The sequence below is a fragment of the Shinella sp. R2-11 genome, from assembly GCF_055330205.1.
This window is the reverse complement of record NZ_JBVAPC010000008.1, coordinates 81,751-105,100: the sequence shown is the minus strand read 5'-3', so window position 1 is coordinate 105,100 and position 23,350 is coordinate 81,751. Positions and strand designations below refer to the sequence as shown.

Genomic DNA, 23,350 nt, shown 5'->3' with positions numbered 1-23,350 from the left:
CTCCTATTGAACGGCGCGGAACGGACCTCATTTGCAAATCCATCCTTCTTGCGTCATCCTCGGGCTCGACCCGAGGACCCACAGCCCGCGGTACGCCCGCTACGGCACCAGCCGCTCCCGCCGGAAGATCACCAGCAGCAGCACCAGCCCGGAAAAGATCACGAGGTCCCGCCAAAGGAACGCGCCATAGGCGCTCCAGACGGTTTCGGCCAGGCCCATCGCGGCCCCGCCGAGCGCGGAGCGGAGCGGCGCCCCTGCCCCGCCGATGGCGGCGATGAAGAGCACCTTGACGCCGAAGACCATGGCAGCGCCGAAATCCATGTTGCCATAGTAGGAAACGGCGAGGATGCCGGTGATGCTGGCGATCAGCGCCGCCGCGGCATAGGCCGTCAGGAAGATCGCGCCCGCATCGACGCCGCAGAGCGCCGCCGCCGCGCGGTCCTGCGACACCGCCCGCCAGCGGCGGCCCCAGGCCGAGCGGACGAGGAAGGCGTGGCCGACGGCGACGATGGCCACCATGGCGGCCGTGTTGACGAGCTGCAGGACGGTCAACACCACGGGAAAGCCGGGATTGTCCCAGAACACGACCCGCGTGCCGAGCAGCGGCGGCAGCCAGAGGCTCTTGGTATCCGAGGCGAGCCGCGCGGTTTCCATCAGCACAAGCACGATGCCGAGCGCGGCGACCACGACCGTGTTGTCCGAGGAAAAGGCGAGCGGCCGCATGACATGGCGCCCGATGAGGATGCCGGCGCCGACGCCATAAAGCAGCGCGGCGGCTGCGCCGAAGGCGAGCGCGGCCGGCAGGACCAGCCAGAGCCGCGTCCAGCCGACGCTCGCGAAGAGCACGAACATCTGCGCCGCGAAGGCGAAGAGCGCACCATAGGCCACATCCGCCCGGCGCGTGACCGCGAAGGCGATGGAATAGCCGAAGGCGAGCGCCGCATAAAGCGCGGCCACGGGCGCGGCATTGGCGATCTGCTGGAGAAAATAGGCCATGGCGGCTCCGCATCTTTCCAGAATTATAACTGGTAAAATTGCCTTTACCAGTTAGAATATCGCCATGACCTTTTCCTGGACCCCGCATCGCTTTTCCGGTGGCGTGCTTGCGCTCGATGTCGCGAATTCCGTCGTGCTGCGCGCCGATCCCGAGCGGCGGATCGACCGCTTCGCCGATCCGGCGGTGATAGATGCCTTTGCCGCCGGCGCGAACCGGCATGGGGCGGAGCGCGCCCTTTTCGGCCCGCTGGAGCCTGTTGCCCCGGAGGCGCGCGTGGGGCTGGTCACGCTGCGCGAGGCGATAGACCGGCATTTCCGCGCCGAGGTACAGGCAGGCGCAAAGCCGGCGCTGCTCGCCGATCTGCTGGAGGCGGCGGCCGCGACGCTGCGCCTTTCCGGCGAGAGGCCGCGGGCGCTCGATACCGCGACGGCCCGCTCGGCCCTGCTGCTGATCGCCCGGCCCGAACCGGAGCGACTGAAGATCTGCCCGAACTGCGGATGGCTCTTCCTCGACCGCAGCCGCAACCGCTCACGCACCTGGTGCGACATGGCGGTCTGCGGCAACCGCGCGAAGGCGAGCCGGCATTACCGCCGCAATCGCGAGGAAGTACGGCCATGAGGAAATACCTGGCGATCCTGCTGCCGCTTGCCCTTGCGCTCGCTGCCTGCCAGCGCGAGACGGGCGGCGATCCCTTGAAGCTGACGGGCAAGATGTTCGTCTTCAACTACCGCCTCGCCTATGCGACCTATCTCGTCACGCTGGAGCAGATGGCGCCCCTGCCCGACGGCACCGTCGTCAAGGCGGAATTCGAGAACCCGGCGGGCGGCGCGCCGCTGACGTTGGAGCGCAGGATCTTCCCCAACCTGCCGAAGGTGGTGCTGGAAAGCCCCGACGTGACCTGCGTGAAGAAGGCGCGGCCCTACAAGGTCACGATCGCGGTGGTGGGGCCGGACGGCGGCAGGCTGCAATCCATCGAGACGCAGGTGACGTCGAGCGCCGACCAGAGCATCCTGCCGGCGAAAGCCCTCGTCGTCGGCCCCGGCTACGACAAGAATCCCGAGGTTTTCAAGGACGGCAAGGCGCCCGCGCATTTCGAAATGACGAAGTGCTCCAAGTAAAGCGGCCCTTCGGCCACGGCTCCATAGGGCCGGTAGAATCCTGAAACCTCTCCTCCGTCATGCTCGGGCTTGACCCGAGCATCCATCCACCGGGTGCGGCATGGACCCTCGGCTCAAGGCCGAGGGTGACGCTGGCGGGCGGGGCGGCGTTCTAGACAAACGAAAGAACCGGAGCCTTGCGGCCCCGGTTCCCGATTCATTTCAAAGGTTTCCGGCCTGAGCCGGACAAACCGATTCAGCCGACGATTTCGGTGTCGGAGAACCAGTACTTGATTTCCTGGGCAGCGGTTTCCGGAGCATCCGAGCCGTGGACCGAGTTTTCGCCGATCGACAGGGCGTGCGTCTTGCGGATGGTGCCTTCGTCGGCATTGGCCGGGTTGGTGGCGCCCATGACTTCGCGGTTCTTGAGGATCGCGTTCTCGCCTTCGAGAACCTGGACGACCGTCGGGCCGGAGGTCATGCCTTCGACGAGTTCGCCGAAGAACGGACGCTCCTTGTGAACGGCGTAGAAGCCTTCGGCTTCGCGGCGGCTCATCCAGACGCGCTTGGAAGCAACGACGCGGAGACCCGCATCTTCAAGCATCTTGGTGATGGCGCCGGTCAGGTTGCGCTTCGTCGCGTCCGGCTTGATCATCGAAAAGGTGCGTTCAATCGCCATTTTCCCGTTTCCCTTGGTTTTCCGGTGAAAGTGGCGGTTCCATAGCCGCCAACGCCCCGCAAAACAAGGGGGTGGCGGCTTTTGCCGTTGCTGGCCTCAAACTTTCATGCAGCCGTCACACGATGGCCGGCGCCGCCGTGAAGGTCGAGGCAGCGGGCGAACCACAGTGCGACGGGGTCGTCGTCCTCCAGCACCTTCGTGCCCGCCGTCGTGCGTAGCCATTGCAGCGCGCCGAAGACGATATAGTCGGCAAAGAGCGGCCCCTCCCCGCCGATGAAGGGCTGCACCTTCAGCATGTTGCGCAGCGGCTGGAGCCTTTTCGCAAAGCCTTCGATCTCCGCCGCGCCGGCGGCGGCGATGTCCTCCAGCGAAGCGCCGAGCCGCGTCTCGCGGCTGCGGCGGAAATAGGCCCGGTCGGCCGGCCCGAGCATGTCGTGGATATCGAGGATGGCGATGCGGGTGACGGCCATGTGCAGGGTCGACTGCGACCAGTTCTCGATGAAGCGGGCCATCGCCCTGCCGCCCTCCCCGCCGAACAGGGTCGGGCGGTCGGGATAGGCTTCGTCCAGATAGACGGCGATTTCGAAGCTGTCGCGCACCAGCCGGTCGCCGTCGCGCAGCAGCGGCACCGTCGCAGTGCTGCCGTCCTCGATGGTCGGAATCTCGGTGAAGCCCACCGGCACCGTCTCATAGTCGAGCCCCTTGTGGGCGAGCGACATCACGGTCTTCCAGACATGGGGCGAAAACTGGCGGGCCTTGTCCGCGCCGGCGAGCGCATAGAGCAGTCGTGTCATGGCAACCTCTTCGATCGATCCAGCCGCATAGGAGCCCAGCGCGGCGCCCGGCGCAAATCAGATAATTTCATGGATGGCATTCACGCGCTCGATCGTGGGCCGGTCTATAGTCCGGCAAACCACGGAGACAACGATGCTCGACCACTATCGCATGTACGCCGCCTACAATGCCTGGGCCAACCGCCTCGTCTATGCGGAGGCCGGCAAGCTGGAGGATGCCGACTATCGCCGGAACCTCGGCGCCTTCTTCGGCTCGCTGCACGGCACGCTGAACCACCTGCTTGCGGCGGACCGCATCTGGATCAAGCGCTTCACCGGGGAAGGCGATGCGCCGCGACGGCTGGACGCCATCCTGCACGAGGACCTGGCGAGCCTCACGGCCGCCCGGCAGGCGGAGGACGCCCGTCTGGCCGCCTTCGTCGATTCGCTGACGGAGGAAAGGATCGCGGCGGATTTCACCTATAGCCCGATCACCAATCCGGCGATCGTCACTCATTCGCTGCGTGCGGCGCTGACCCATGTCTTCAACCACCAGACCCATCATCGCGGCCAGTGCCACGCCATGCTGACGGCGCTCGGAGGCCCGAGCCTGTCGCTCGACCTCATCTACTTCCTGCGGACGGAGGGAACGGAATTCCTGTAAATTTTAGGGCGAGCGACATCTTCCTGTTCCTGCAACAGTAGTGATACAGTCGAGGAGTATGGAAGCGCTCGACACCGATTTGGGGGCTGTACCGCCCTGTCACCCAGGTGACAGGCACGGGCGATCGGTGATGGGATAGTCGCTGCCATTGGGGCCAACGCCGAACGGCACGCGCCTCGCCCGGAGAGAGGAAATACAATGGCAAGAACGAACGAAGAGTGGGCAGCCCTGCTCGGCAGTACGCTTTGCAAGATGGCCCGCGTTTACGGCACGGACGCCCCGAACGCCTACCTGCCGGAGGAATGCTATCCGGTGATCGAAAAGACATTCGACGTCGCGCTGGACGAGGCGCGGGCCGAGGGCTACGCCGCCGCCATGCGGGAATTGCAAAACAGGACGTTGCGCGCCAACAATGCGCGGCGCCCGACGGTGATCAGCCAGATGATGCGGGTGATCCCGCTCGCCCGGCGCACGGCCTGACCGTCCGCAGGTTGTGGCCGGCGGGGCGCCGGCCGCGTCGCCCGCCGTACAGCCACGCTCCTGACATTCGTCAAATGCGGTTGAATCTTTGATTCAGCACACGCAAAATTAACCGCGCAATCCGATAGTTACGCCGACAGATTCCAGCGGGCAGGCCTCCGCCGCCCGCGCTTCACCTTACGGCGTTTCATGAGCAGCAAAGTACAACCCGCCCCCAAGGACGCGCAGTCCCCCGTACCGCCGATCATGGCGCGCATCGCCCATGTCATGGCCAGCCTCGGCATCGCCGCGCTGCCGCGCAACTACGAGCTTCTCTTCGAGGCGCTGAACGGCAATGCGGGCGTTTCGCGCGAGATCGCGGCGCTGGGCAAGGCACCCGAGCAATCGGCCCTCGATTCCATCGCGCTGCGCCATTCGCTGCCGAGCCACAATGTGCTCGCCGCCGGCCAGGCCGCGGGCGAAGCCGTGCGCCTGCTCACGGAAATCTCGAAGACGACGGAGGAGAACCAGCGCCAGCGTGCCGCCGCCGTGCTGGAGCTCGAGGAGATCGCCGCACGCATGAACCGCGATCCGGTGCTCGGCATTTCGGATTTCGCCGGCGACGCGGTGCGCCTGCTCTCGCTGGTGCAGGACATCCTCGGCGCCGACCGCGCCGCCTCCGCGCGCATCGACGACCTCCAGAACCATCTCGACGGCCTGCGCTCCGGCCTTTCCGTCAGCCGCGCGGCGCTGACGCACGATCCGGTGACGGGCCTTGCCAATCACGCCGCCCTCATCGGCCGCCTGAAGGACTTCTTCCAGAAGGAGGCCGGCGAGAACACCTCGGCGCTTCTCCTCTTCCGCGTCGAGCAGCTGAAGGAATTCGCCGAGACGCATCCGGCGGGCGCGGCGGAAAAGACGCTGAAGCGGCTTGCCGCGATCTTCCGCCAGTCGGTGAAGAAGCACGACTTCGTCGCCCGCACCGGGCCGGACCTCTTCTGCCTCCTCCTCAGCGATGTCAGCCGCGAGATCGCCATCACCATCGCCCGGCGCATCGCGGTGCGGGTCGCCGAAAAGCCGTTTCCCTTCATGGACCGCGAATTGCCGGCCGGCTTCCTGACGCTGACGGCGGGGGTCTCGCTGAGCGATTCGGCAAGCTCGCCCCCCATGCTCTACGAGCAGGCGGAACAGGCGCTCGCCTATGCGGCGGAAAGCGGCATTGCGCTGCGCATCTATTCGGCCGAGGTGTCCGAGCGGGCGGGCCGGCTCTACCGGGCGGGCGCCGCAGGCTGAGCCACCTTCCCTTTTGACGTTTTTCCCGGCCAAAAGCGCTTCGCACTTTCGCGGGAATTGCTCTATAGAGCCGGCATGATCACGATTTCCGGCCTCACTGCCCGCGTCGCCGGGCGTCTTCTCATCGACAACGCCTCCGTTTCGCTGCCGAGCGGCACGAAGGCGGGTCTCGTCGGGCGCAACGGCACCGGCAAGTCCACGCTGTTCCGCATCATCACCGGCGACCTCGCCCCGGAGGCAGGCACCATCTCGCTGCCGAAGAACGCGCGCATCGGCCAGGTGGCGCAGGAAGCGCCGGGCACGGACGAGCCGCTGATCGAGATCGTGCTTGCCGCCGACAAGGAGCGCGCCAGCCTCCTCAAGGAGGCCGAGACGGCGAGCGACCCGCATCGCATCGCCGAGATCCAGACGCGGCTCACCGATATCGGCGCCCATTCGGCCGAGTCGCGCGCCGCCAGCATCCTTGCCGGCCTCGGCTTCGACCACGAGGCGCAGCGGCGCCCGGCGAAAAGCTTTTCCGGCGGCTGGCGCATGCGCGTGGCGCTCGCCGCCGTGCTGTTCTCCGAGCCGGACCTCCTGCTCCTCGACGAGCCGACCAACTATCTCGACCTCGAAGGCACGCTCTGGTTGGAAGACTATGTGAAGCGCTATCCGCACACGGTCATCGTCATCAGCCACGACCGCGACCTCCTGAACACCGCCGTCAACTCCATCGTCCATCTCGACCAGCAGAAGCTCACCTTCTACCGCGGCTCCTACGACCAGTTCGAGCGCCAGAAGGCCGAGGCCGACGAATTGCAGATGAAGGCGAAGGCCAAGAACGACGCCGCGCGAAAACACCTGCAAAGCTTCATCGACCGCTTCCGCGCCAAGGCGACGAAGGCCCGGCAGGCACAGAGCCGCATCAAGGCGCTGGAGCGCATGGGCACGGTCGCGGCGGTGATCGAGACGCATGTCCAGCCCATCACCTTCCCCGAGCCGGAAAGGCAGCCCGCCTCGCCCATCGTCGCCATCGAGGGCGGCGCGGTCGGCTATGTGCCGGGCAAGCCGATCCTCAAGCAGATCAATCTGAGGATCGACAACGACGACCGCATCGCGCTGCTCGGCTCGAACGGAAACGGCAAGTCGACCTTCGCCAAATTCATCTCGGGCCGGCTGGAAGCCGAGTCCGGGACCATCAAGAAGGCGCCGAACCTCAAGATCGGCTTCTTCGCGCAGCACCAGCTCGACGACCTCATTCCCGACCAGTCGCCGGTCGAGCATGTGCGCCGGCTGATGCCGGAGGCGCCGGAGGCCAAGGTCCGCGCCCGCGTGGCGCAGATGGGACTTGCGACGGAAAAGATGTCGACCGCCGCCAAGGACCTTTCGGGCGGTGAGAAGGCCCGCCTCCTCATGGGCCTTGCCGCCTTCGACGCGCCGAACCTGCTCATCCTCGACGAGCCGACGAACCATCTCGACATCGACAGCCGCCGCGCGCTGATCGAGGCGCTGAACGACTACGAGGGCGCGGTCATCCTGATCTCGCACGACCGCCACCTGATCGAGGCGACCGTCGACCGGCTCTGGCTGGTCAATGACGGCACGGTCAAATCCTTCGACGGCGACATGGAGGATTATCGCAGCCTCATCGTCCAGTCCGCCAGGAAAGACGACAGGGACAAGCCGACCAATGGCGGCGAGGCGAACAAGGCGGAGCTGCGCAAGGCCAATGCCGACCGGCGCGCGCAGCTTGCGCCGCTGAAGAAAAAGATCAACGAAATCGAATCCCTGACGGCGAAACTGCAGAAGCAGATTCAACTTCTTGATACCGAGCTTGCGGACCCGATGCTCTACGAGAAGAGCCCCGCCAAGGCCGCCGAGAAGGCCAAGCTGCGCTCCATGGCCGTGGATAAGCTGAACGATGCCGAGGAGCAGTGGCTGGAGCTCTCCGCCGAGTACGAGGAAGCGATGGCGGGCTGACGCCCGCCTCGGCTCCTCCTCCGGAAATGCCTGAAAAACAGGCAGATAGCGCAGGCCCCCTCTAAGACGAAAGTCGTAGCGCGCGGCCCATGCCTTCCTCCCTCCCCGGCTTGAAACACCCAACCCGCCGTGGTTAGCTTCCGCCCGATGACACGAAAGCGGGAAGGGACCCGCTCGCCATTGGGAGGAAAACTATGGATCGTCGTTCATTCATCCGCAAAGCCGGTGTCGCCGGCGTCGGTGGCGCCGCCGCCACGATGCTCGCCGCACCGGCCATCGCCCAGAGCAGCCCCAAGATCAACTGGCGCCTCGCCTCGTCGTTCCCCAAGTCGCTCGACACGATCTATGGCGGAGCGGAGGTCCTTTCCAAATACGTCTCCGAGGCGACGGACGGCAATTTCCAGATCCAGGTCTTCGCGGCCGGTGAAATCGTGCCCGGCCTCCAGGCGGCCGACGCGGCATCGGCCGGCACGGTCGAGGCGGCGCATACGGTTTCCTACTATTACTGGGGCAAGGACCCGGTCTGGGCGCTCGGTGCGGCCGTGCCCTTCGCCCTCAACGCGCGCGGCATGAACGCCTGGCAGTACCATGGCGGCGGCATCGACCTCTTCAACGAATTCCTTGCCACGCAGGGCCTCATCGGCTTTCCGGGCGGCAATACCGGCGTGCAGATGGGCGGCTGGTTCCGCAAGGAGATCAAGACCGTCGCCGACATGCAGGGCCTGAAGATGCGCATCGGCGGCTTTGCCGGCAAGGTGGTCGAAAAGCTCGGCGTCGTGCCGCAGCAGATCGCCGGCGGCGACATCTATCCCGCGCTCGAAAAGGGCACGATCGACGCGGCCGAATGGGTCGGCCCCTATGACGACGAGAAGCTCGGCTTCTACAAGGTCGCGCCCTATTACTACTATCCCGGCTGGTGGGAAGGCGGCCCGACGGTGCATGCCCTCTTCAACAAGGCAGCCTTCGAGAGCCTGCCGAAGAACTACCAGTCGCTGCTGCGCACCGCCTGCCAGGCGACCGACGCGGACATGCTGCAGAAATACGACTACCTGAACCCGGCCGCCATCAAGCGCCTCGTCGCCGCCGGCGCGAAGCTCAGCCCCTTCAGCCAGGAAATCCTGTCGGCCTGCTTCGACGCGTCCAACGAGGTCTATGCCGAGATGGAAACCTCGAACCCGACCTTCAAGAAGATCTGGGACTCGATCAAGGCCTTCCGCGGCGAGTTCTACCTCAATGCCCAGATCGCCGAATACAACTACGACACCTTCATGATGATCCAGCAGCGCAGCAACAAGCTGTAAGGGCTGGCGGAAGCAGAGACGGAAAACCCCGGGACAGCGATGCTCCGGGGTTTTCGTTTGTTGCCATATTGCCGGAGACGGCAGCGCTTGCCATGCCCCTCATCCGGCCTGCCGGCCGCCTTCTCCCCGCAAGCGGAGCGAAGGGACTTTGCCGCGCTGTTTTCCTTCAATTACAGGCGAAGCATCGCCACGGCTCCCTTCTCCCCGCCTGCGGGGAGAAGGTCGCGGCAGCGGGATGAGGGGCAGGCTCCCCCGCCCCTTAATTGAACGAAGGCGGGCTCGACAGGTCCGTAGCGGGCTTCTGCTCCGTGCCGGGCTGGCCGCCTTCGGCCGGCTTTTCCCCGCCGCTTCCGTCCAGCGGATTGCCGGCCGGAAGTTGGAGCCCTCCGGGAAGGCCGAGGCCGCCGCCGTTGTCGGGCAGCGTCAGGCCGGTGCCGAAGCCGGGCACCTCGATCCTGATCGTCGCCGGATCGATGCCGCTCCCCTCGCCCTTGTAGTGCATGACCATGCCGGGGAAGAGGATGGTGAGGCCGACCATGAGGATCTGGATGCCGACGAAGGGCACCGCACCCCAATAGATCTGCCCCGTCGTCACCGGCTGCGTCAGCTTGCCCGTCACCTTGTCGAGATAGGGAACCTTCGCCGCGACCGAGCGCAGATAGAACAGCGCGAAGCCGAAGGGCGGGTGCATGAAGCTCGTCTGCATGTTGATGCCGAGCAGCACGCCGAACCAGATGAGGTCGATGCCCATCTTGTCGGCGGCGGGCGCCAGCAGCGGCACGATGATGAAGGCGAGCTCGAAGAAATCGAGGAAGAACGCCAGGAAGAAGACCAGCACGTTCACCGCGATCAGGAAGCCCGTCTCGCCGCCCGGCATGGAGACCAGCAGATGCTCGACCCACAGATGCCCGTTGACGCCGTAGAAGGTGAGCGAGAAGACGCGCGCGCCGATGAGGATGAAGAGCACGAAGGCCGAAAGGCGCGTCGTGGAGGTGAGCGCCGAGCGGATCACATCCATGTTGAGCCGCCCCTTGGCCGCCGCCATGGCCAGCGCACCGACCGCGCCCATGGCGCCGCCTTCCGTCGGCGTCGCGATGCCGAGGAAGATGGTGCCGAGAACGAGGAAGATCAGCGCCAGCGGCGGGATCAGCACGATGATGACCTGCTGGGCGAGCCGCGACATCATGTTGATGTTGAGCGACTTATCCGCCAGCGCCACGACATAGATGAAGATGACGCCGACGGTCGCGCCGAGGATATCGGCATTCTCGCCATGGGTCGGGGCGAGGTAGACATGGGCGGCATAGGCAAAGCCGGCCGCGACCACGAGCGCGATGGCCAGCGACGTCACGCCCGACCCGAGCGAGCGCGCTTCCAGCGGCAGCGCCGGCATGGAATCCCGCTTAAGGAACGTCATGAGCAGGATGTAGCCCATATAGAGACCGGTCAGCACGAGGCCCGGGATGAGAGCGCCTGCATACATGTCGCCGACCGAGCGGCCGAGCTGGTCGGCAAGGACGATCAGCACGAGCGAGGGCGGGATGATCTGGGCGAGCGTGCCCGAGGCCGCGATGACGCCCGAGGCGATGGAGCGGTCATAGCCGTAGCGCAGCATGATCGGCAGGGAGATGAGGCCCATGGCGATGACCGAGGCGGCGACGACGCCGGTGGTGGCCGCAAGCAGCGCGCCGACGAAGATCACCGCATAGGCAAGGCCGCCGCGGATCGGCCCGAAGAGCTGGCCGATCGTGTCGAGCAGGTCCTCGGCCATGCCGGATCGTTCGAGCACGATCCCCATGAAGGTGAAGAAGGGGATGGCGAGCAACGTGTCGTTCGACATCACTCCCCAGAGCCGCTCCGGCATGGCGTTCAGCAGCGGCCAGGAGAGGTTGATCGAATCGGAGAGCGGCGCGAGCTCCACGCCGACGACGAAGAAGAGCAGGCCGTTTGCCGCGAGCGCGAATGCCACCGGATAGCCGAGCAGCAGGAACACGATCAGCGAGACGAACATGATCGGCGCGAGGTTTTCCGCAATGAACTCGATCATGCGCCCTTCTCCCCGGCAACGGCGTCTTCGAGGGGAGCGTGCGTGGGAATGTAGGGCGTCGGATCGTCCATGTCGCCGCGCATGATGGCGATCTTCTTGACGATCTCCGACACGCCCTGGAAGGCGAGCAGCACGAAACCGGCGAGCAGGATGGCCTTGGCCGGCCAGACGATGAGGCCGCCGGCGCTGGACGAGCCCTCGCCCGAGCGGAAGGACATCAGCACATAGGGAACGAGGTAATAGACCATCAGCAGCACGAAGGGCATCAGGAACAGGAGATGGCCGAGCAGGTCGATCCAGTGCTGCACCCGGCGCGAGAACTTGCCGTAGACGACATCGATGCGGATATGCTCGTTCTGCGCCAGCGTATAGGCAGCGGCGAGCATGAAGGCCCCGCCGAAGAGATACCATTGCGCCTCGAGCCAGGCGTTGGACGATGTGTTGAAAACCTTTCGCACGATGGCGTTGCCGGCGCTGACGAGAACGGCGATGAGGATCAGCCAGCCAACGGCCTTTCCGATATTTTCCGTGATCGCGTCGATGAGCCGGCTGAGGACCAGCAGCGTCTTCATAATCAATTCCTCCCCGCGTGGCGTATTATTGCTTTGGTGCCAAGCATCGCCAGAGTGCCGATTTCAAGGCCCGTTTCAAGCGCAAAGCCCGGTTTTCCCGTTCTCAGCCGCCGTCTTAGACGAAAGGCGAATGCGGCTTTGAGGCAGTTGCACAAAGGATAGGCAGCGGGAGGAGTCGCTGCGGCCTTGCTCCGGCCGAAGGTTCTGCTACAACAACGCCAAATCATCATACAAATGAGGGCGGAGCCATGTCCCCGATCAATCTCGCAATCGTCGGCGTCGGCAAGATCGTGCGCGACCAGCATCTTCCGGCCGTCGCGAAGAACGGCGACTACAGGCTGATCGCCGCGGCGAGCCGCCACGGCACGGTCGAGGGCATCGACAATTTCAAGTCGATCGACGAGATGCTGGCCGCCGTCCCCGCCATCGACGCCGTATCGCTCTGCATGCCGCCGCAATACCGCTACGAGGCGGCCGAGAAGGCGCTTTCCGCGGGCAAGCACGTCTTCCTCGAAAAGCCGCCGGGCGCGACGCTTTCCGAGGTCGCCGACCTCAAGGCGCTCGCCGCCGCCAGGGGGCTTTCGCTCTTTGCAAGCTGGCATTCGCGCTATGCGCCGGCCGTCGAGGCCGCCAAGGCGTTCCTCGCCGGCACGACGATCCGCTCCATGCGGGTGATCTGGAAGGAAGACGTGCGCCACTGGCATCCGAACCAGGAATGGATCTGGCAGGCGGGCGGCCTCGGCGTGTTCGATCCGGGCATCAATGCGCTTTCCATCGTCACGCATATCCTGCCGCGCCCGGTCTTCATCACCGCCGCGACGCTGGAATTCCCGGAAAACCGCGACGCCCCCATCGCCGCCTCGATGACCTTCTCGGACGCGAAGGGACTCGACCTTGCCGCCGAATTCGACTGGCGCCAGACGGGCAAGCAGAGCTGGGACATCGTCGCCGAGACGGATGCCGGCGAGATGGTGCTGTCGGAAGGCGGCGCCAAGCTCTCCATCGACGGCAAGCTGGTGCACGAGGAGCCGGAGCAGGAATATCCGATGCTCTACAAGCGCTTCGCCGAGATCATCAAGGCCGGAAAGTCCGACGTCGACCTCGCCCCGCTCCGCCACGTCGCCGATGCGTTCATGCTCGGGCGGCGGAAGTTCGTCGATTCGTTCTACGATTGATATTCAGAGGGGGCGCCTCCTCAGGAAGAGCCCCTCATCCGGCCTGCCGGCCCCCTTCTCCCCGCAAGCGGGGCGAAGGGCTATGCCGCGCCGTTTTCCCAAAACTGCAACATCGCGTGGGGCACGTCCCCTCTCCCCGCTCGCGGGGAGAGGGCTAGGGTGAGGGGCAAAGCCGCTGGGTGATAGTCACGCCTTCTTCATCCAGCGCCCGTCCCCATTCTGCTGCCAGTAAGTGAGCTGGTGCCCCTCGCCTTTCAGGTGCTTCCAGTGCTCGCGCGCGGTTTCCAGCTCGCCCTGATCGTAGCCGTCGAACATGAAGATGACGCGCTCGTAGGCGTCGAGCGGCGGCGGCTCGGCGCCGGCGACGAGGAAGCGGACGGTGGCGGCGTTCGGGTTGTCAGGCGTTGCCGTCAGCAGCACCGGCTGCTCTTCGGGGAAGGCGTGCTCGTCCGTGCCGTGCGGCAGGAAGCTGTCCTCGCGGAAGGTCCACAGATGCGTATCGAGCGCATCGCGGCGCTCGGCATCGCCCGCCTGCACGACGACGCGCCAGCCGCGCTCCAGGCTCTTGTCGAGGAGCGGCGGCAGCGCGTCTTCGAGCCTGGATTCCGTCAGGTGATAGAAGAGGACTTCGCTCACCTCTTCCTCACCCTTCGTAATGGGCGCGCACGAGCTCATCGAGCAGGCGCACGCCGAAGCCGGAGGCCCAGGACTGGTTGATCTCGTCGGTCGGCGAGCCCATGGCGGTGCCGGCGATATCGAGATGCGCCCAGGGCGTGTCCTTGACGAAGCGCTGGAGGAACTGCGCGGCGGTGATCGAGCCGGCATAGCGCCCGCCGGTGTTCTTCATGTCGGCGAACTTGCTGTCGATCATCTTGTCGTATTCGCGGCCGAGCGGCATGCGCCAGAGGCGCTCGTTCGTCGAAAGGCCGGCGGCGGTGAGGCGCGCGGCGAGCGTGTCGTCGTTGGAGAACAGGCCGGCATGGTGGCTGCCGAGCGCCACCATGATCGCGCCGGTCAGCGTCGCGAGGTTCACCATGAACTGTGGCTTGAAGGTCTCGTTGCAGTACCAGAGCGCATCGCAGAGCACGAGGCGGCCTTCGGCATCGGTGTTGATGACCTCGATGGTCTGGCCGGACATCGACTTCACGATATCGCCCGGGCGCTGGGCATTGCCGTCGGGCATGTTTTCCACGAGGCCGAGGATGCCGACGACATTGGCCTTGGCCTTGCGGGCCGCGAGCGTGTGCATGAGGCCGATGACGGCGGCCGCGCCGCCCATGTCGCCCTTCATGTCCTCCATGCCGGCGGCCGGCTTGATGGAGATGCCGCCGGTGTCGAAGACGACGCCCTTGCCGATGAAGGCGACCGGCCGGTCCTTCTCCTTGCCGCCCTTCCAGTGCATGACCGCGAGGCGCGGCGGGCGAACGGAGCCCTGCGCGACGCCGAGCAGGGCGGCCATGCCGAGCTTCTTCATCTCGCGCTCGGTGAGGATGTCCACCTCGACGCCGAGCTTTTCGAGCGCCTTGGCCTTGTCGGCGAATTCGACGGGGCCGAGCACGTTGGCCGGCTCGTTGACGAGGTTTCGCGCAAGGATGACGCCTTCGGCAACGGCTTCGGAGACGTCGTTCGCCTTCTTCGCCGCGCCGGCCTCGGCGGTGACGATCGTCACCTTGACGGCCTTGCCGTTCTTCGCCTCGTCATCGTCGCTCTTCTTCGTCTTGTAGAGATCGAAGCTGTAGGCGCCGAGCTGCAGGCCGAGCGCGAAGTCGGCGGCATTCTTCGCCGTCACCGCGACACCGGGGGCATCGAGATGGATCGCCACCTTTTCGGCGCGGCCGATCTTGCCGGCAGCGGCCCCGCCCAGCTTCAGCCAGTCATGCGCAACGAGCTTTTCCGGCTCGCCGAGGCCGAGCACGAAGATACGGTCGACCGATGCGCCATGCGGCGCGAGGACGTCGAGGCTCTTCAGCGCCTTGCCGGTGAATTTCGCGACGCCGGCCGCCCGGCCCACGGCGCCTGCCGGATCGACCTCGCCGATCGCCGCGGGCTCGCCCCCTGCGACCTGCAGAAGGATCGCGAGGTCGCCCGCCCCGCGCGCCGTCTTCGCGAAACCGATGTCGAATTTGAAAGCCATGATTCACTCCGATATGGCCTTGCGGCCTCTCATTTCAGCCGCGCGGGCCGCCGGAGCTTTCCGCGAATCGCGAGAACGCTCCATCTTTCGTTTCCTGCCGTTCCCGATGCAAAATCGCCCTGCGCTTCTGCCGGAACCGCTCCAGTCGCATCAATTCCTTGTCGCTTTTGCGGCGCTTGGCAAGATGCGCCCGCTTGTTTAGAGATCGTTAGGCATGCTTGTTCGCCAGAAATTTTCCATCCGGGCGGACACTCTTCGCTATGGCGTCAGCCTCAAGAAAGCTTATATGCCCATTTGCAGTTCCGTTGACGGGCGCCGTGGGCGTGGACCGGAACCGCTTGTCGGACGTGCGGACTGAAAGATGAAACTGATCGAGCGCTATATCCTGCGGCGGGCGTCGCTCATGTTCGTCGCCACGCTCCTGCCCCTGCTCGGCATCGTCTGGGTCACGCAGGCGTTGACCAGCATCAACCTCGTCACCGACAGCGGACAGTCGATCTTCGCCTTCCTGAAGCTCGCGACGCTGATCCTGCCGTCCGTCATTCCGATCATCCTGCCCTTCGCCCTCGTCATCGGCGTTTCGCAGACGCTGACCGTGATGAACGGCGATTCGGAGCTGACGGTGCTGAATTCGGCGGGCGCCTCGCGCGTCACGATCATCCGGCCGATCATGATCCTCGCCGTGGCGATGAGCTTCGTCTCCTTCGCCGTCGACAATTTCGTCGAGCCCTATTCGCGCATGGCGGTGCGCAAGATGATCGCGACGGCCCATGCCGACATGCTGTCCGCGGTCGTGCAGGAAAACACCTTCCGCAAGATCACCGACGGCCTCTATGTGCAGGTCGCGGAGCGGCGCAACGGCGGCGTCCTGCGCGGCATCTTCGTCGCCGATACGCGCGATCCGCGCTTCGAGATGGTCTATTACGCCCGCGAGGGGGCCGTGGACGAGAAGAGCTCGGCGCTGGTGATGAAGGACGGCGAGGTGCACCGCAAGCTGCCGGACGGCAATGTCTCGGTCATCCGCTTCGAATCCTATGCCTTCGACCTTGCCGACCTCACCCAGAGCGCCGGGCAGGCCAATATCCGGCCGAAGGATCGCGACCTGCCCTATCTCCTCGACCCCGACCCCGAAGACCCCTATTTCAAGCGCAATCCGGGAGCCTTCACCGCCGAATTGCACCGCCGCTTCTCCGAGTGGCTGCTGCCCGCGGTCTTCGGCCTGATCGCGCTCGTCGTCAGCGGCGACGCGCGCTCGCACCGCGAAGCGCGCATCCATCCGATGGTCACGGCGCTGCTGACGGCACTCTTCATTCGCTGGGCGAGCTTCTATGCATCGAACAACGCCGAGAACTCGATCGCCTTCACTGTGATCATGTATCTCATACCGCTCGTCACCGGGGGGCTCGCGATCCGCTATCTCGCGCGCAACAAGAGCCTGGAGATTCCCGCCACGCTCGGCGAGCGACTGGCGGCGCTGCGCGCAAGGCTGCTTTCGCGGCTCATCGGCCCCGGTACGCCTTCCGCCGGCGGGGGCGCCAGTTCATGATTCGTACGCTCGGCCTCTATTTCTTCCGCCGCTACGTCACCACCACGCTATGGTTCCTGCTCGGCGTCTTCTCGCTGGTCTTCATCATCGATTTCAGCGAGATGTCGAACCGCGCCGGCGCGCTGCCGCATTATACGGTCTCGATCGGCCTTCTCGTCACGGCGCTGCGCATTCCGACGATCCTCATGCAGACGGTGCCCTTCGTCGCGCTGTTTTCCGGCATGGCCGCGCTGATCTCGCTCAACCGCCGCTATGAGCTGGTCGTGACGCGTGCGGCGGGCATTTCCGTCTGGCAGTTCCTGCGTCCGTTCGTCATCGGCGCCTTCCTGTTCGGCCTCGCCGCCGTGCTGGTGCTCAATCCGCTCGCGGCCTGGGGCAACAGGAAGTCGCAGGAGCTCGAAGCCTCCTGGGGCGCGACCAATGCGCGGGCCGAGAATACCGTTCCATGGCTGCGCCAGATCTACGGCAAGGACCAGGCGATCATCGGCGCCAAGGCGATGCTCGACGGCGGCACGCACCTTCTCAATGTTTCCGTCATCCATTTCGACCAGGCCGGCGGGATCGTCCTCAGGCAGGACGCCGATTCGGCCACTTTGGAAGATGGTTACTGGCTTCTTAAGAACGTCCGCGAGACTCGCATCGGCGAATTGCCGGTTCGTCTCGGCGAGGTACAGCTTCGTACCAACCTGAAACGAGAATTCGTTCAGGAGAGCCTGGAGAAACCTGAAAACATTGCGTTTTTCGAGCTGGGACGAAAGATCGAGGCCGCCAGATCCTTCGGCTTCCCGACCTATGCGATGGAAACGCAGCTTCACTCGATGCTTTCGCTGCCGCTTCTCCTGGTTGCGATGACGCTGATCGCGGCCTGTGTATCGTTAAAATTTAGTCGGTTTAACCAATCGCGTGCGGTGATTCTGGGTGGAATCCTGTCAGGCTTCATGCTTTATGTCGTCACCGTGCTTGTGAAGGCATTCGGAAGCAGCGGTGTTGTTCCTCCGTTCGTTGCGGCCTGGCTCCCAGTGGTCGTCGCAATGTCCTTGGGTGCGACGATTCTTCTGCATCAGGAGGACGGCTAGTGGCGGCAGGCGACCGCAAAAAGAATCGGTGGTTGAAAGCCGCCCTGTTTGCAGGTGCGGCCACGTGCGCCCTCATGCCCGTCTTCTCCCTGCCCGCATATGCCCAGTCGCCCGATATCGGGACGATGGAGCCGAACATTCCCGAAGGCAGCAAGCTGGTGCTCGCCGCCAACGAGCTCGTCTACAACAGGGACAACGAGACGGTCGTCGCCCGCGGCGCCGTGCAGATCAATTACGGCGGCTACAAGCTCGTCGCCCGCGAGGTCGAATACGACCAGAAGACGGGCCGGCTGAAAGCCCGCGGCAATATCGAGCTGATCGAACCGACCGGCAATCGCCTCTACGGCGAGGAGATGGATCTTTCGGACGATTTCGCCAACGGTTTCGTCAATGCGCTACGCGTCGAGACCACCGACCTCACGAAGATGGCGGCCACCAGCGGCGAACGCGTCAACGACGAGGAGATGATCCTCAACCACGCCGTCTATACCGCCTGTACGCCCTGTGCCACCGACCCGACGCATCGCGGCATCTGGGAGGTCAAGGCCGAGCGCATCGTGCAGAACGGCCGCACCAAGACGATCCGCCTTGAGCGCGCCCGTTTCGAGATGTTCGGCAAGCCGATCGCCTATATCCCGGTGCTCGAGGTGCCGGACCACACCGTCAAACGGAAGACCGGCTTCCTCTTCCCGAAGTTCCAGTATGCGCAGAAGCTCGGCTTCGGCGTAACGACCCCCTACTATATCGCGATTGCGCCCGACATGGATGCGACGCTGTCGCCGACCGTGCTGACCAACCAGGGCTTCCTGATGGAAGCAGAATTCCGCAAGCGCTTCCACAACGGTCTGGTCACGTTGCGCGCAGCCGGCATCCGACAGCTCAACTCGGACGACTTCACAGCCAATACGAGCGACCGTCTGGAAGATGGCTTCCGCGGCATGGTCGCCTCCACGGGTGAATTCAAGATCAATCCGCGCTGGGCGTTCGGCTGGAACGTCATGGCGCAGACCGACAACAACTTCTCGCGCACTTACGAACTCGACGGCCTGAAGGACAAGACATATGTCAACCAGGGCTATCTGTCGGGCCTTGGCCGCCGCAGCAGCTTCGACCTGCGCGCCTTCTATTTCGACGTCCAGGACGCTGACTCCAATGACGAGGCCGAGCGCCAGCAAGCGATCGCCCAGACGCTGGACCACGAATACATCGTGCCGCAGCCGGTGTTCGGCGGTGAACTCAGCGTTACGACGAACATCACGAACATCGACCGGGATCTTGCCGATACTTACAAGAGGGTGGGCTTAGCGGATCGCTTCCGGGGCCTCGAAGGCGGTATGACCCGCCTTACCAGCGAAGTGGAATGGAAGCGCCAGTTCGTGGTTCCCGGCGGCCTCGTCCTGACACCCATGCTGGCCGCACGCGGCGATATTCACCGGCTCGACATGAACGCGCCTGGCACCTATGGCGGCAATTACGAATCGGATGGTAGCGCCACCCGCTCGATGCTGACGGCGGGCCTTGAGGCACGCTACCCGATCCTCGCGACGACGGATTACAGCACCCATCTTTTCGAGCCGATCGCACAGCTCTATGCGCGCCCGGATGAAGACCTTGCCGGCCGCCTGCCGAACGAGGACGCCCAGAGCTTCGTCTTCGACGCCACGAACCTTTTCGAACGGGACAAGTTCTCGGGCTTCGACCGGATCGAAGGCGGCACCCGCGCCAATGTCGGCCTGCGCTACACCGGCACGTTCGACAACGGCGTGCTCTTGCGCAGCATCGTCGGCCAGTCCTTCCAGCTCGGCGGCGTGAACTCCTTTGCAACGCCGGACCTCGTCAATGCCGGCGCGAATTCCGGCCTTGAAACGGACAGCTCGGATTATGTCGGCATGGCGGGCTTCGACCTGCCGAACGGCATCTCCTTCTCCACCAGCGCACGCCTCGACAAGGACGATTTCTCGCTCCGCCGCTCGGATACCGCACTGCGCTACGAAGGCGCCAAGGTTGCGACGGAGATCGTCTATACGCGTATCGCCGCACAGCCGGACTACGGCCTGCAGAACAGCGCGAGCGAACTCCAGAGCAAAGCCGTCTTCAAGTTCCACGATTACTGGTCCGTCTTCGGCTCGCTGACCTACGACATCGGCAACCATGTCGTCACGCGCGACGGGATCGGCATTTCCTACGATGACCGGGACACTGTGTTCTCGCTCTTCTACGAGCGCGAGCGGGACAAGGAAGACAGCACGGCGAACGACTGGTCGATCGGCGCGCGCCTGATGTTCCGTACCCTTGGCGACATCCGGGTGGGAGATACGACGCTCACCGGCTTCGAATAGCGTTTGCTGGCCGCTCTTGTCATCGTTTGGCCGTATGTATTATGCACATCCGGGACAATAAGCTCCCGCTGCCGTCATGCGCTTTCATGGCGCGGGCCGGCGGGACGGGATGGGTTTGGATAGAGGGACTGGCATGATGGGCAGACAATCTCTGGTGCGTTCCATGATGGTGGGCGCTGCATTGGCAGCGGCCGTGACGATCGCTGTCCCAATGGGTTCCGCCGAAGCCGCCACCTCGGTTATCGCCGTCGTCAACAACACGCCGATCACCACCGGCGACCTCGAACGCCGCGTCAACTTCCTGAAGCTGCAGCGGGCCAAGGGCAACCTTCGCAGCAAGGCCCGCGAGGAACTGATCGAGGAAGCGCTGAAGCGCGAAGAGGTCCTGCGCGCGCGCGCCTCCGTCAGCACCTCGGAGGTGGACGCCGCCTATGCGCGCTTTGCCTCCTCGAACAAGATGTCGGTCGACCAGCTCGGCAAGATCCTGAACCAGGCCGGTGTCGGACCGGAGCATTTCAAGCAGTTCATCGCCATCCAGATGAGCTGGCCGCGCGTGGTCAATGCCCGCTTCGCCGGCTCGGCCAGCGGCAAGACGCTTGTCGAGCGCATGCAGGAGCATGGCGGCAAGAAGCCGGTGACGACGGAATATTTCCTCAAGCAGGTGATCTTCGTGGTGCCGGAAAAGCGCCGCAATGCGATCCTCGGCAAGCGCAAGGCGGAGGCGGAAGCCTCCCGCTCGAAGTTCCCCGGCTGCGACCAGGCAAAGGCCTTCGCCGCGACGATGCATGACGTGTCGATCCGCGACCTCGGCCGCGTCCTCGCCCCCCAGATGCCGGAAGACTGGAAGCCGCTGATCGAGAAGGCTACCGGCCAGACGACCGGCACGCGCGTCACCGAACGCGGCGTCGAATATCTGGCGATCTGCAAGAAGCGGGACGTCAACGACGACGTCGCCGCCGAAATGGTCTTCCGCGCGGAGGACATCGCCAATTCCAAGGGCAACAACGAGAACGACGAGAACAGCAAGAAGTACATCGCCGAACTGCGCAAGAAGGCGACGATCACCGAGCGCTGATCCGGCGCTCCCGCGCGGGGCGCTTCTCCAACCCGCAAGGGCATGTCCCGATGCCCTTGCTTCATCTCCATGCATTCCGGAGGCAATCGCTGCGCATCATGCCGGAATCGCTTTCGCGGCAGGGGCCCATGACGCAGACGAACATCCCTCCGCTGGCGCTCACCATGGGTGACCCGGCCGGAATCGGCCCGGACATTACCCTTGCCCTCTGGGCCGCCCGCGAGCGGCTCGCGCTTCCCGCCTTCCTGTTCATCGGTGATGCCGGGGTGCTGCGTGATCGCGCCGCCCTGCTCGGCCTTGACGTCGCCGTCGCTGCGGCGGAACCGGAAACGGCGGCGACCGTCTTCCCAAAGGCCATTCCCGTTCTTGCCTGCGACTGCCCGGTGCCCGTCGTTCCCGGCGCGCCGGACGCGGGCAATGCCGCGGCCATAACGGGTTCGATCGAGACCGCCGTCCGTCTCACGATGGCGGGGCGGACCTCCGCCGTCGTGACGAACCCGATCGCCAAGGCGGTTCTCTACGATGCCGGCTTCGGCTTTCCAGGCCACACCGAGTTTCTTGCCGATCTCGCCGCGAGGGCAACGGGCCGGGAGGCCCTCCTTCCCGTCATGCTGCTGGCAGGCCCGAAGCTGCGCGCCGTTCCCGTCACGATCCATATCCCGCTGAAGGACGTCCCCGCCGCCCTTACCGAGGACCTCATCGTCGAGACGGCGACGATCACCGCGCGGGACCTTCGCCGCCGCTTCGGCATCGAGTACCCGCGCCTCGCGATTGCCGGCCTCAATCCGCATGCCGGCGAAGGCGGTGCGCTGGGGCTGGAGGATGACGCCATCGTGCGCCCCGCAGTCGAACGGCTGAAGGCCGCCGGCATCGACGCCGTCGGTCCGCTTCCGGCCGATACGATGTTCCACGACGCCGCCCGCGCGACCTATGACGTGGCGCTCTGCATGTACCACGACCAGGCGCTGATCCCCGCCAAGGCACTCGGCTTCGACGACTCGGTCAACGCGACGCTGGGCCTGCCCTTCATCCGCACCTCGCCGGACCACGGTACGGCCTTCTCGCTGGCCGGCAAGGGCGTCGCGAAGCCCGACAGCCTGCTCGCCGCGCTCCGGCTGGCAGATACGCTTGCCACGCATGAGCGGATAGCAGGGGAGACGGCATGATGGCGGCACTCGACGGACTTCCGCCGCTGCGCGACGTCATCCATCGGCACGGGCTCGATGCGAAGAAGGCGCTCGGGCAGAACTTCCTGCTCGACCTGAACCTCACCCAGAAGATCGCCCGCACCGCCGGCCCCATCGAGAACCATACGGTGATCGAGGTCGGCCCCGGGCCGGGCGGCCTGACGCGCGCCATTCTCGCGCTCGGCGCGAAACGCGTCATCGCCATCGAGCGCGATGCCCGCTGCCTGCCGGCGCTGGCGGAAATCTCGGAACACTATCCCGGCCGCCTGACGGTGATCGAGGGCGACGCGCTGAAGACGGATTTCGAGGCGCTGGCGCCCGGCGAGCCGGTGCGCATCATCGCCAACCTGCCCTACAATGTCGGCACGCAGCTGCTCGTCAACTGGCTGCTGCCGAAGCGCTGGCCGCCGTTCTGGGAGTCGCTGACGCTGATGTTCCAGCGCGAGGTGGGCCTGCGCATCGTCGCCGGGGAGAACGACGACCATTACGGCCGGCTCGGCGTGCTCTGCGGCTGGCGCACCGATGCCCGCATGGCCTTCGACGTGCCGCCGCAGGCCTTCACGCCGCCACCGAAGGTAACGTCCTCCGTCGTGCATCTGGAGCCGGTCGCCAATCCCCTGCCCTGCGATGTCGCGGCGCTGGAACGCGTCACCCATGCGGCCTTCGGCCAGCGCCGCAAGATGCTGCGGCAGAGCGTCAAGTCGCTCGGCGGCGAAGCGCTGCTGGCGAAAGCGGAGATCGATCCGCAGCGGCGGGCGGAGACGCTGAGCGTGGAAGAGTTCGTGCGGCTGGCGAACGCGCTTTAGCATTCGCCCCTCATCCGGCCTGCCGGCCACCTTCTCCCCGCAGGCGGGGAGAAGGAGATGTACCGCGCCGGTTTCCCCAAACCTCGAACATGCCGTGGGGCAAGTCCCCTCTCCCAGCTTGCGGGGAGAGGGTTAGGGTGAGGGGCAATCCCGGAACGAGAACCTTGCTAC

21 protein-coding genes are annotated in these 23,350 nt (G+C 65.1%); 14 read left to right on the top strand and 7 right to left on the bottom strand.

Annotated elements, in window-relative coordinates:
* Positions 1–99: 99 nt before the first annotated feature.
* Positions 100–996, bottom strand: coding sequence for a branched-chain amino acid ABC transporter permease (locus ACZ1A1_RS19430; protein ID WP_313195754.1), 897 nt, complete (start codon positions 994–996; stop codon positions 100–102).
* A 64-nt stretch (positions 997–1,060) separates the two neighbouring features.
* Here ACZ1A1_RS19430 and ACZ1A1_RS19425 point away from each other — a divergent pair, with 64 nt between their 5' ends.
* A complete protein-coding gene (locus ACZ1A1_RS19425) occupies positions 1,061–1,615 on the top strand; it encodes a CGNR zinc finger domain-containing protein (RefSeq protein WP_463621207.1) in 555 nt (184 codons plus the stop codon).
* Positions 1,612–2,115 carry a hypothetical protein gene (locus ACZ1A1_RS19420; protein ID WP_463621206.1) on the top strand — a complete coding sequence of 168 codons (504 nt, stop codon included), beginning with the start codon at positions 1,612–1,614 and terminating at the stop codon, positions 2,113–2,115. The genes ACZ1A1_RS19425 and ACZ1A1_RS19420 overlap by 4 nt, the downstream gene beginning before the upstream one ends.
* 235 nt (positions 2,116–2,350) lie before the next feature.
* Here ACZ1A1_RS19420 and ndk read toward each other — a convergent pair whose 3' ends face one another.
* Both ndk and ACZ1A1_RS19410 read right to left on the bottom strand, forming a co-directional pair.
* A complete protein-coding gene (ndk, locus tag ACZ1A1_RS19415) occupies positions 2,351–2,773 on the bottom strand; it encodes a nucleoside-diphosphate kinase (protein WP_184144620.1) in 423 nt (140 codons plus the stop codon).
* 104 nt (positions 2,774–2,877) lie between these two features.
* On the bottom strand, positions 2,878–3,567 hold the full coding sequence (locus tag ACZ1A1_RS19410) for a glutathione S-transferase family protein (RefSeq protein WP_463621205.1): 690 nt from the start codon (positions 3,565–3,567) through the stop codon (positions 2,878–2,880).
* 133 nt (positions 3,568–3,700) lie between these two features.
* On the opposite strand from ACZ1A1_RS19410, the gene ACZ1A1_RS19405 reads away from it, so the two are divergent.
* The 5 genes from ACZ1A1_RS19405 to ACZ1A1_RS19385 all read left to right on the top strand — a co-directional run bounded on the left by ACZ1A1_RS19405 (position 3,701) and on the right by ACZ1A1_RS19385 (position 9,222).
* Positions 3,701–4,210, top strand: a complete 510-nt coding sequence (locus ACZ1A1_RS19405) for a DinB family protein (RefSeq protein WP_463621204.1) — start codon at positions 3,701–3,703, stop codon at positions 4,208–4,210.
* A gap of 198 nt (positions 4,211–4,408) precedes the next feature.
* Complete coding sequence (locus tag ACZ1A1_RS19400; protein ID WP_162911552.1) at positions 4,409–4,690, top strand: hypothetical protein; 282 nt, start codon at positions 4,409–4,411, stop codon at positions 4,688–4,690.
* Positions 4,691–4,879: 189 nt separating this feature from the next.
* A complete protein-coding gene (locus tag ACZ1A1_RS19395) occupies positions 4,880–5,962 on the top strand; it encodes a GGDEF domain-containing protein (RefSeq protein ID WP_313195760.1) in 1,083 nt (360 codons plus the stop codon).
* A 75-nt stretch (positions 5,963–6,037) separates the two neighbouring features.
* Positions 6,038–7,921: an ABC-F family ATP-binding cassette domain-containing protein gene (locus ACZ1A1_RS19390; protein WP_463621203.1), complete on the top strand. Its 1,884-nt coding sequence runs from the start codon at positions 6,038–6,040 to the stop codon at positions 7,919–7,921.
* Positions 7,922–8,115: 194 nt separating this feature from the next.
* The gene (locus ACZ1A1_RS19385) at positions 8,116–9,222 is read left to right on the top strand and encodes a TRAP transporter substrate-binding protein (protein ID WP_463621202.1); all 1,107 of its coding nucleotides are present in this window, start codon (positions 8,116–8,118) and stop codon (positions 9,220–9,222) included.
* A gap of 259 nt (positions 9,223–9,481) precedes the next feature.
* Here the strand turns inward: ACZ1A1_RS19385 and ACZ1A1_RS19380 are convergent, their stop codons facing one another.
* On the bottom strand, positions 9,482–11,269 hold the full coding sequence (locus tag ACZ1A1_RS19380; RefSeq protein ID WP_463621201.1) for a TRAP transporter large permease: 1,788 nt from the start codon (positions 11,267–11,269) through the stop codon (positions 9,482–9,484).
* A complete protein-coding gene (locus ACZ1A1_RS19375) occupies positions 11,266–11,841 on the bottom strand; it encodes a TRAP transporter small permease subunit (protein WP_463621200.1) in 576 nt (191 codons plus the stop codon). The genes ACZ1A1_RS19380 and ACZ1A1_RS19375 overlap by 4 nt, the downstream gene beginning before the upstream one ends.
* 248 nt (positions 11,842–12,089) lie before the next feature.
* Between ACZ1A1_RS19375 and ACZ1A1_RS19370 the strand changes: the two genes are divergently transcribed.
* Positions 12,090–13,016 (top strand): Gfo/Idh/MocA family protein, encoded by a 927-nt coding sequence (locus ACZ1A1_RS19370; RefSeq protein WP_463621199.1) that lies wholly within the window; start codon positions 12,090–12,092, stop codon positions 13,014–13,016.
* A gap of 186 nt (positions 13,017–13,202) precedes the next feature.
* Here ACZ1A1_RS19370 and ACZ1A1_RS19365 read toward each other — a convergent pair whose 3' ends face one another.
* Both ACZ1A1_RS19365 and ACZ1A1_RS19360 read right to left on the bottom strand, forming a co-directional pair.
* Positions 13,203–13,652 carry a DNA polymerase III subunit chi gene (locus ACZ1A1_RS19365; RefSeq protein ID WP_463621198.1) on the bottom strand — a complete coding sequence of 150 codons (450 nt, stop codon included), beginning with the start codon at positions 13,650–13,652 and terminating at the stop codon, positions 13,203–13,205.
* Positions 13,653–13,659: 7 nt separating this feature from the next.
* On the bottom strand, positions 13,660–15,150 hold the full coding sequence (locus tag ACZ1A1_RS19360; RefSeq protein WP_463621197.1) for a leucyl aminopeptidase: 1,491 nt from the start codon (positions 15,148–15,150) through the stop codon (positions 13,660–13,662).
* A gap of 361 nt (positions 15,151–15,511) precedes the next feature.
* Between ACZ1A1_RS19360 and lptF the strand changes: the two genes are divergently transcribed.
* The 6 genes from lptF (at position 15,512) to rsmA (ending at position 23,179) form a co-directional block, all read left to right on the top strand.
* On the top strand, positions 15,512–16,696 hold the full coding sequence (gene lptF, locus ACZ1A1_RS19355; RefSeq protein ID WP_415212001.1) for an LPS export ABC transporter permease LptF: 1,185 nt from the start codon (positions 15,512–15,514) through the stop codon (positions 16,694–16,696).
* Positions 16,693–17,772, top strand: a complete 1,080-nt coding sequence (gene lptG, locus ACZ1A1_RS19350; RefSeq protein ID WP_415212000.1) for an LPS export ABC transporter permease LptG — start codon at positions 16,693–16,695, stop codon at positions 17,770–17,772. The genes lptF and lptG overlap by 4 nt, the downstream gene beginning before the upstream one ends.
* Positions 17,772–20,111, top strand: a complete 2,340-nt coding sequence (locus ACZ1A1_RS19345) for an LPS-assembly protein LptD (protein ID WP_463621196.1) — start codon at positions 17,772–17,774, stop codon at positions 20,109–20,111. The genes lptG and ACZ1A1_RS19345 overlap by 1 nt, the downstream gene beginning before the upstream one ends.
* 133 nt (positions 20,112–20,244) lie before the next feature.
* Positions 20,245–21,186: a SurA N-terminal domain-containing protein gene (locus ACZ1A1_RS19340; RefSeq protein WP_463621195.1), complete on the top strand. Its 942-nt coding sequence runs from the start codon at positions 20,245–20,247 to the stop codon at positions 21,184–21,186.
* Positions 21,187–21,314: 128 nt separating this feature from the next.
* On the top strand, positions 21,315–22,352 hold the full coding sequence (pdxA, locus tag ACZ1A1_RS19335) for a 4-hydroxythreonine-4-phosphate dehydrogenase PdxA (protein ID WP_463621194.1): 1,038 nt from the start codon (positions 21,315–21,317) through the stop codon (positions 22,350–22,352).
* Positions 22,352–23,179 carry a 16S rRNA (adenine(1518)-N(6)/adenine(1519)-N(6))-dimethyltransferase RsmA gene (gene rsmA, locus ACZ1A1_RS19330; RefSeq protein ID WP_463621355.1) on the top strand — a complete coding sequence of 276 codons (828 nt, stop codon included), beginning with the start codon at positions 22,352–22,354 and terminating at the stop codon, positions 23,177–23,179. Before pdxA ends, rsmA begins: the two co-directional genes overlap by 1 nt.
* Positions 23,180–23,350: the final 171 nt, after the last annotated feature.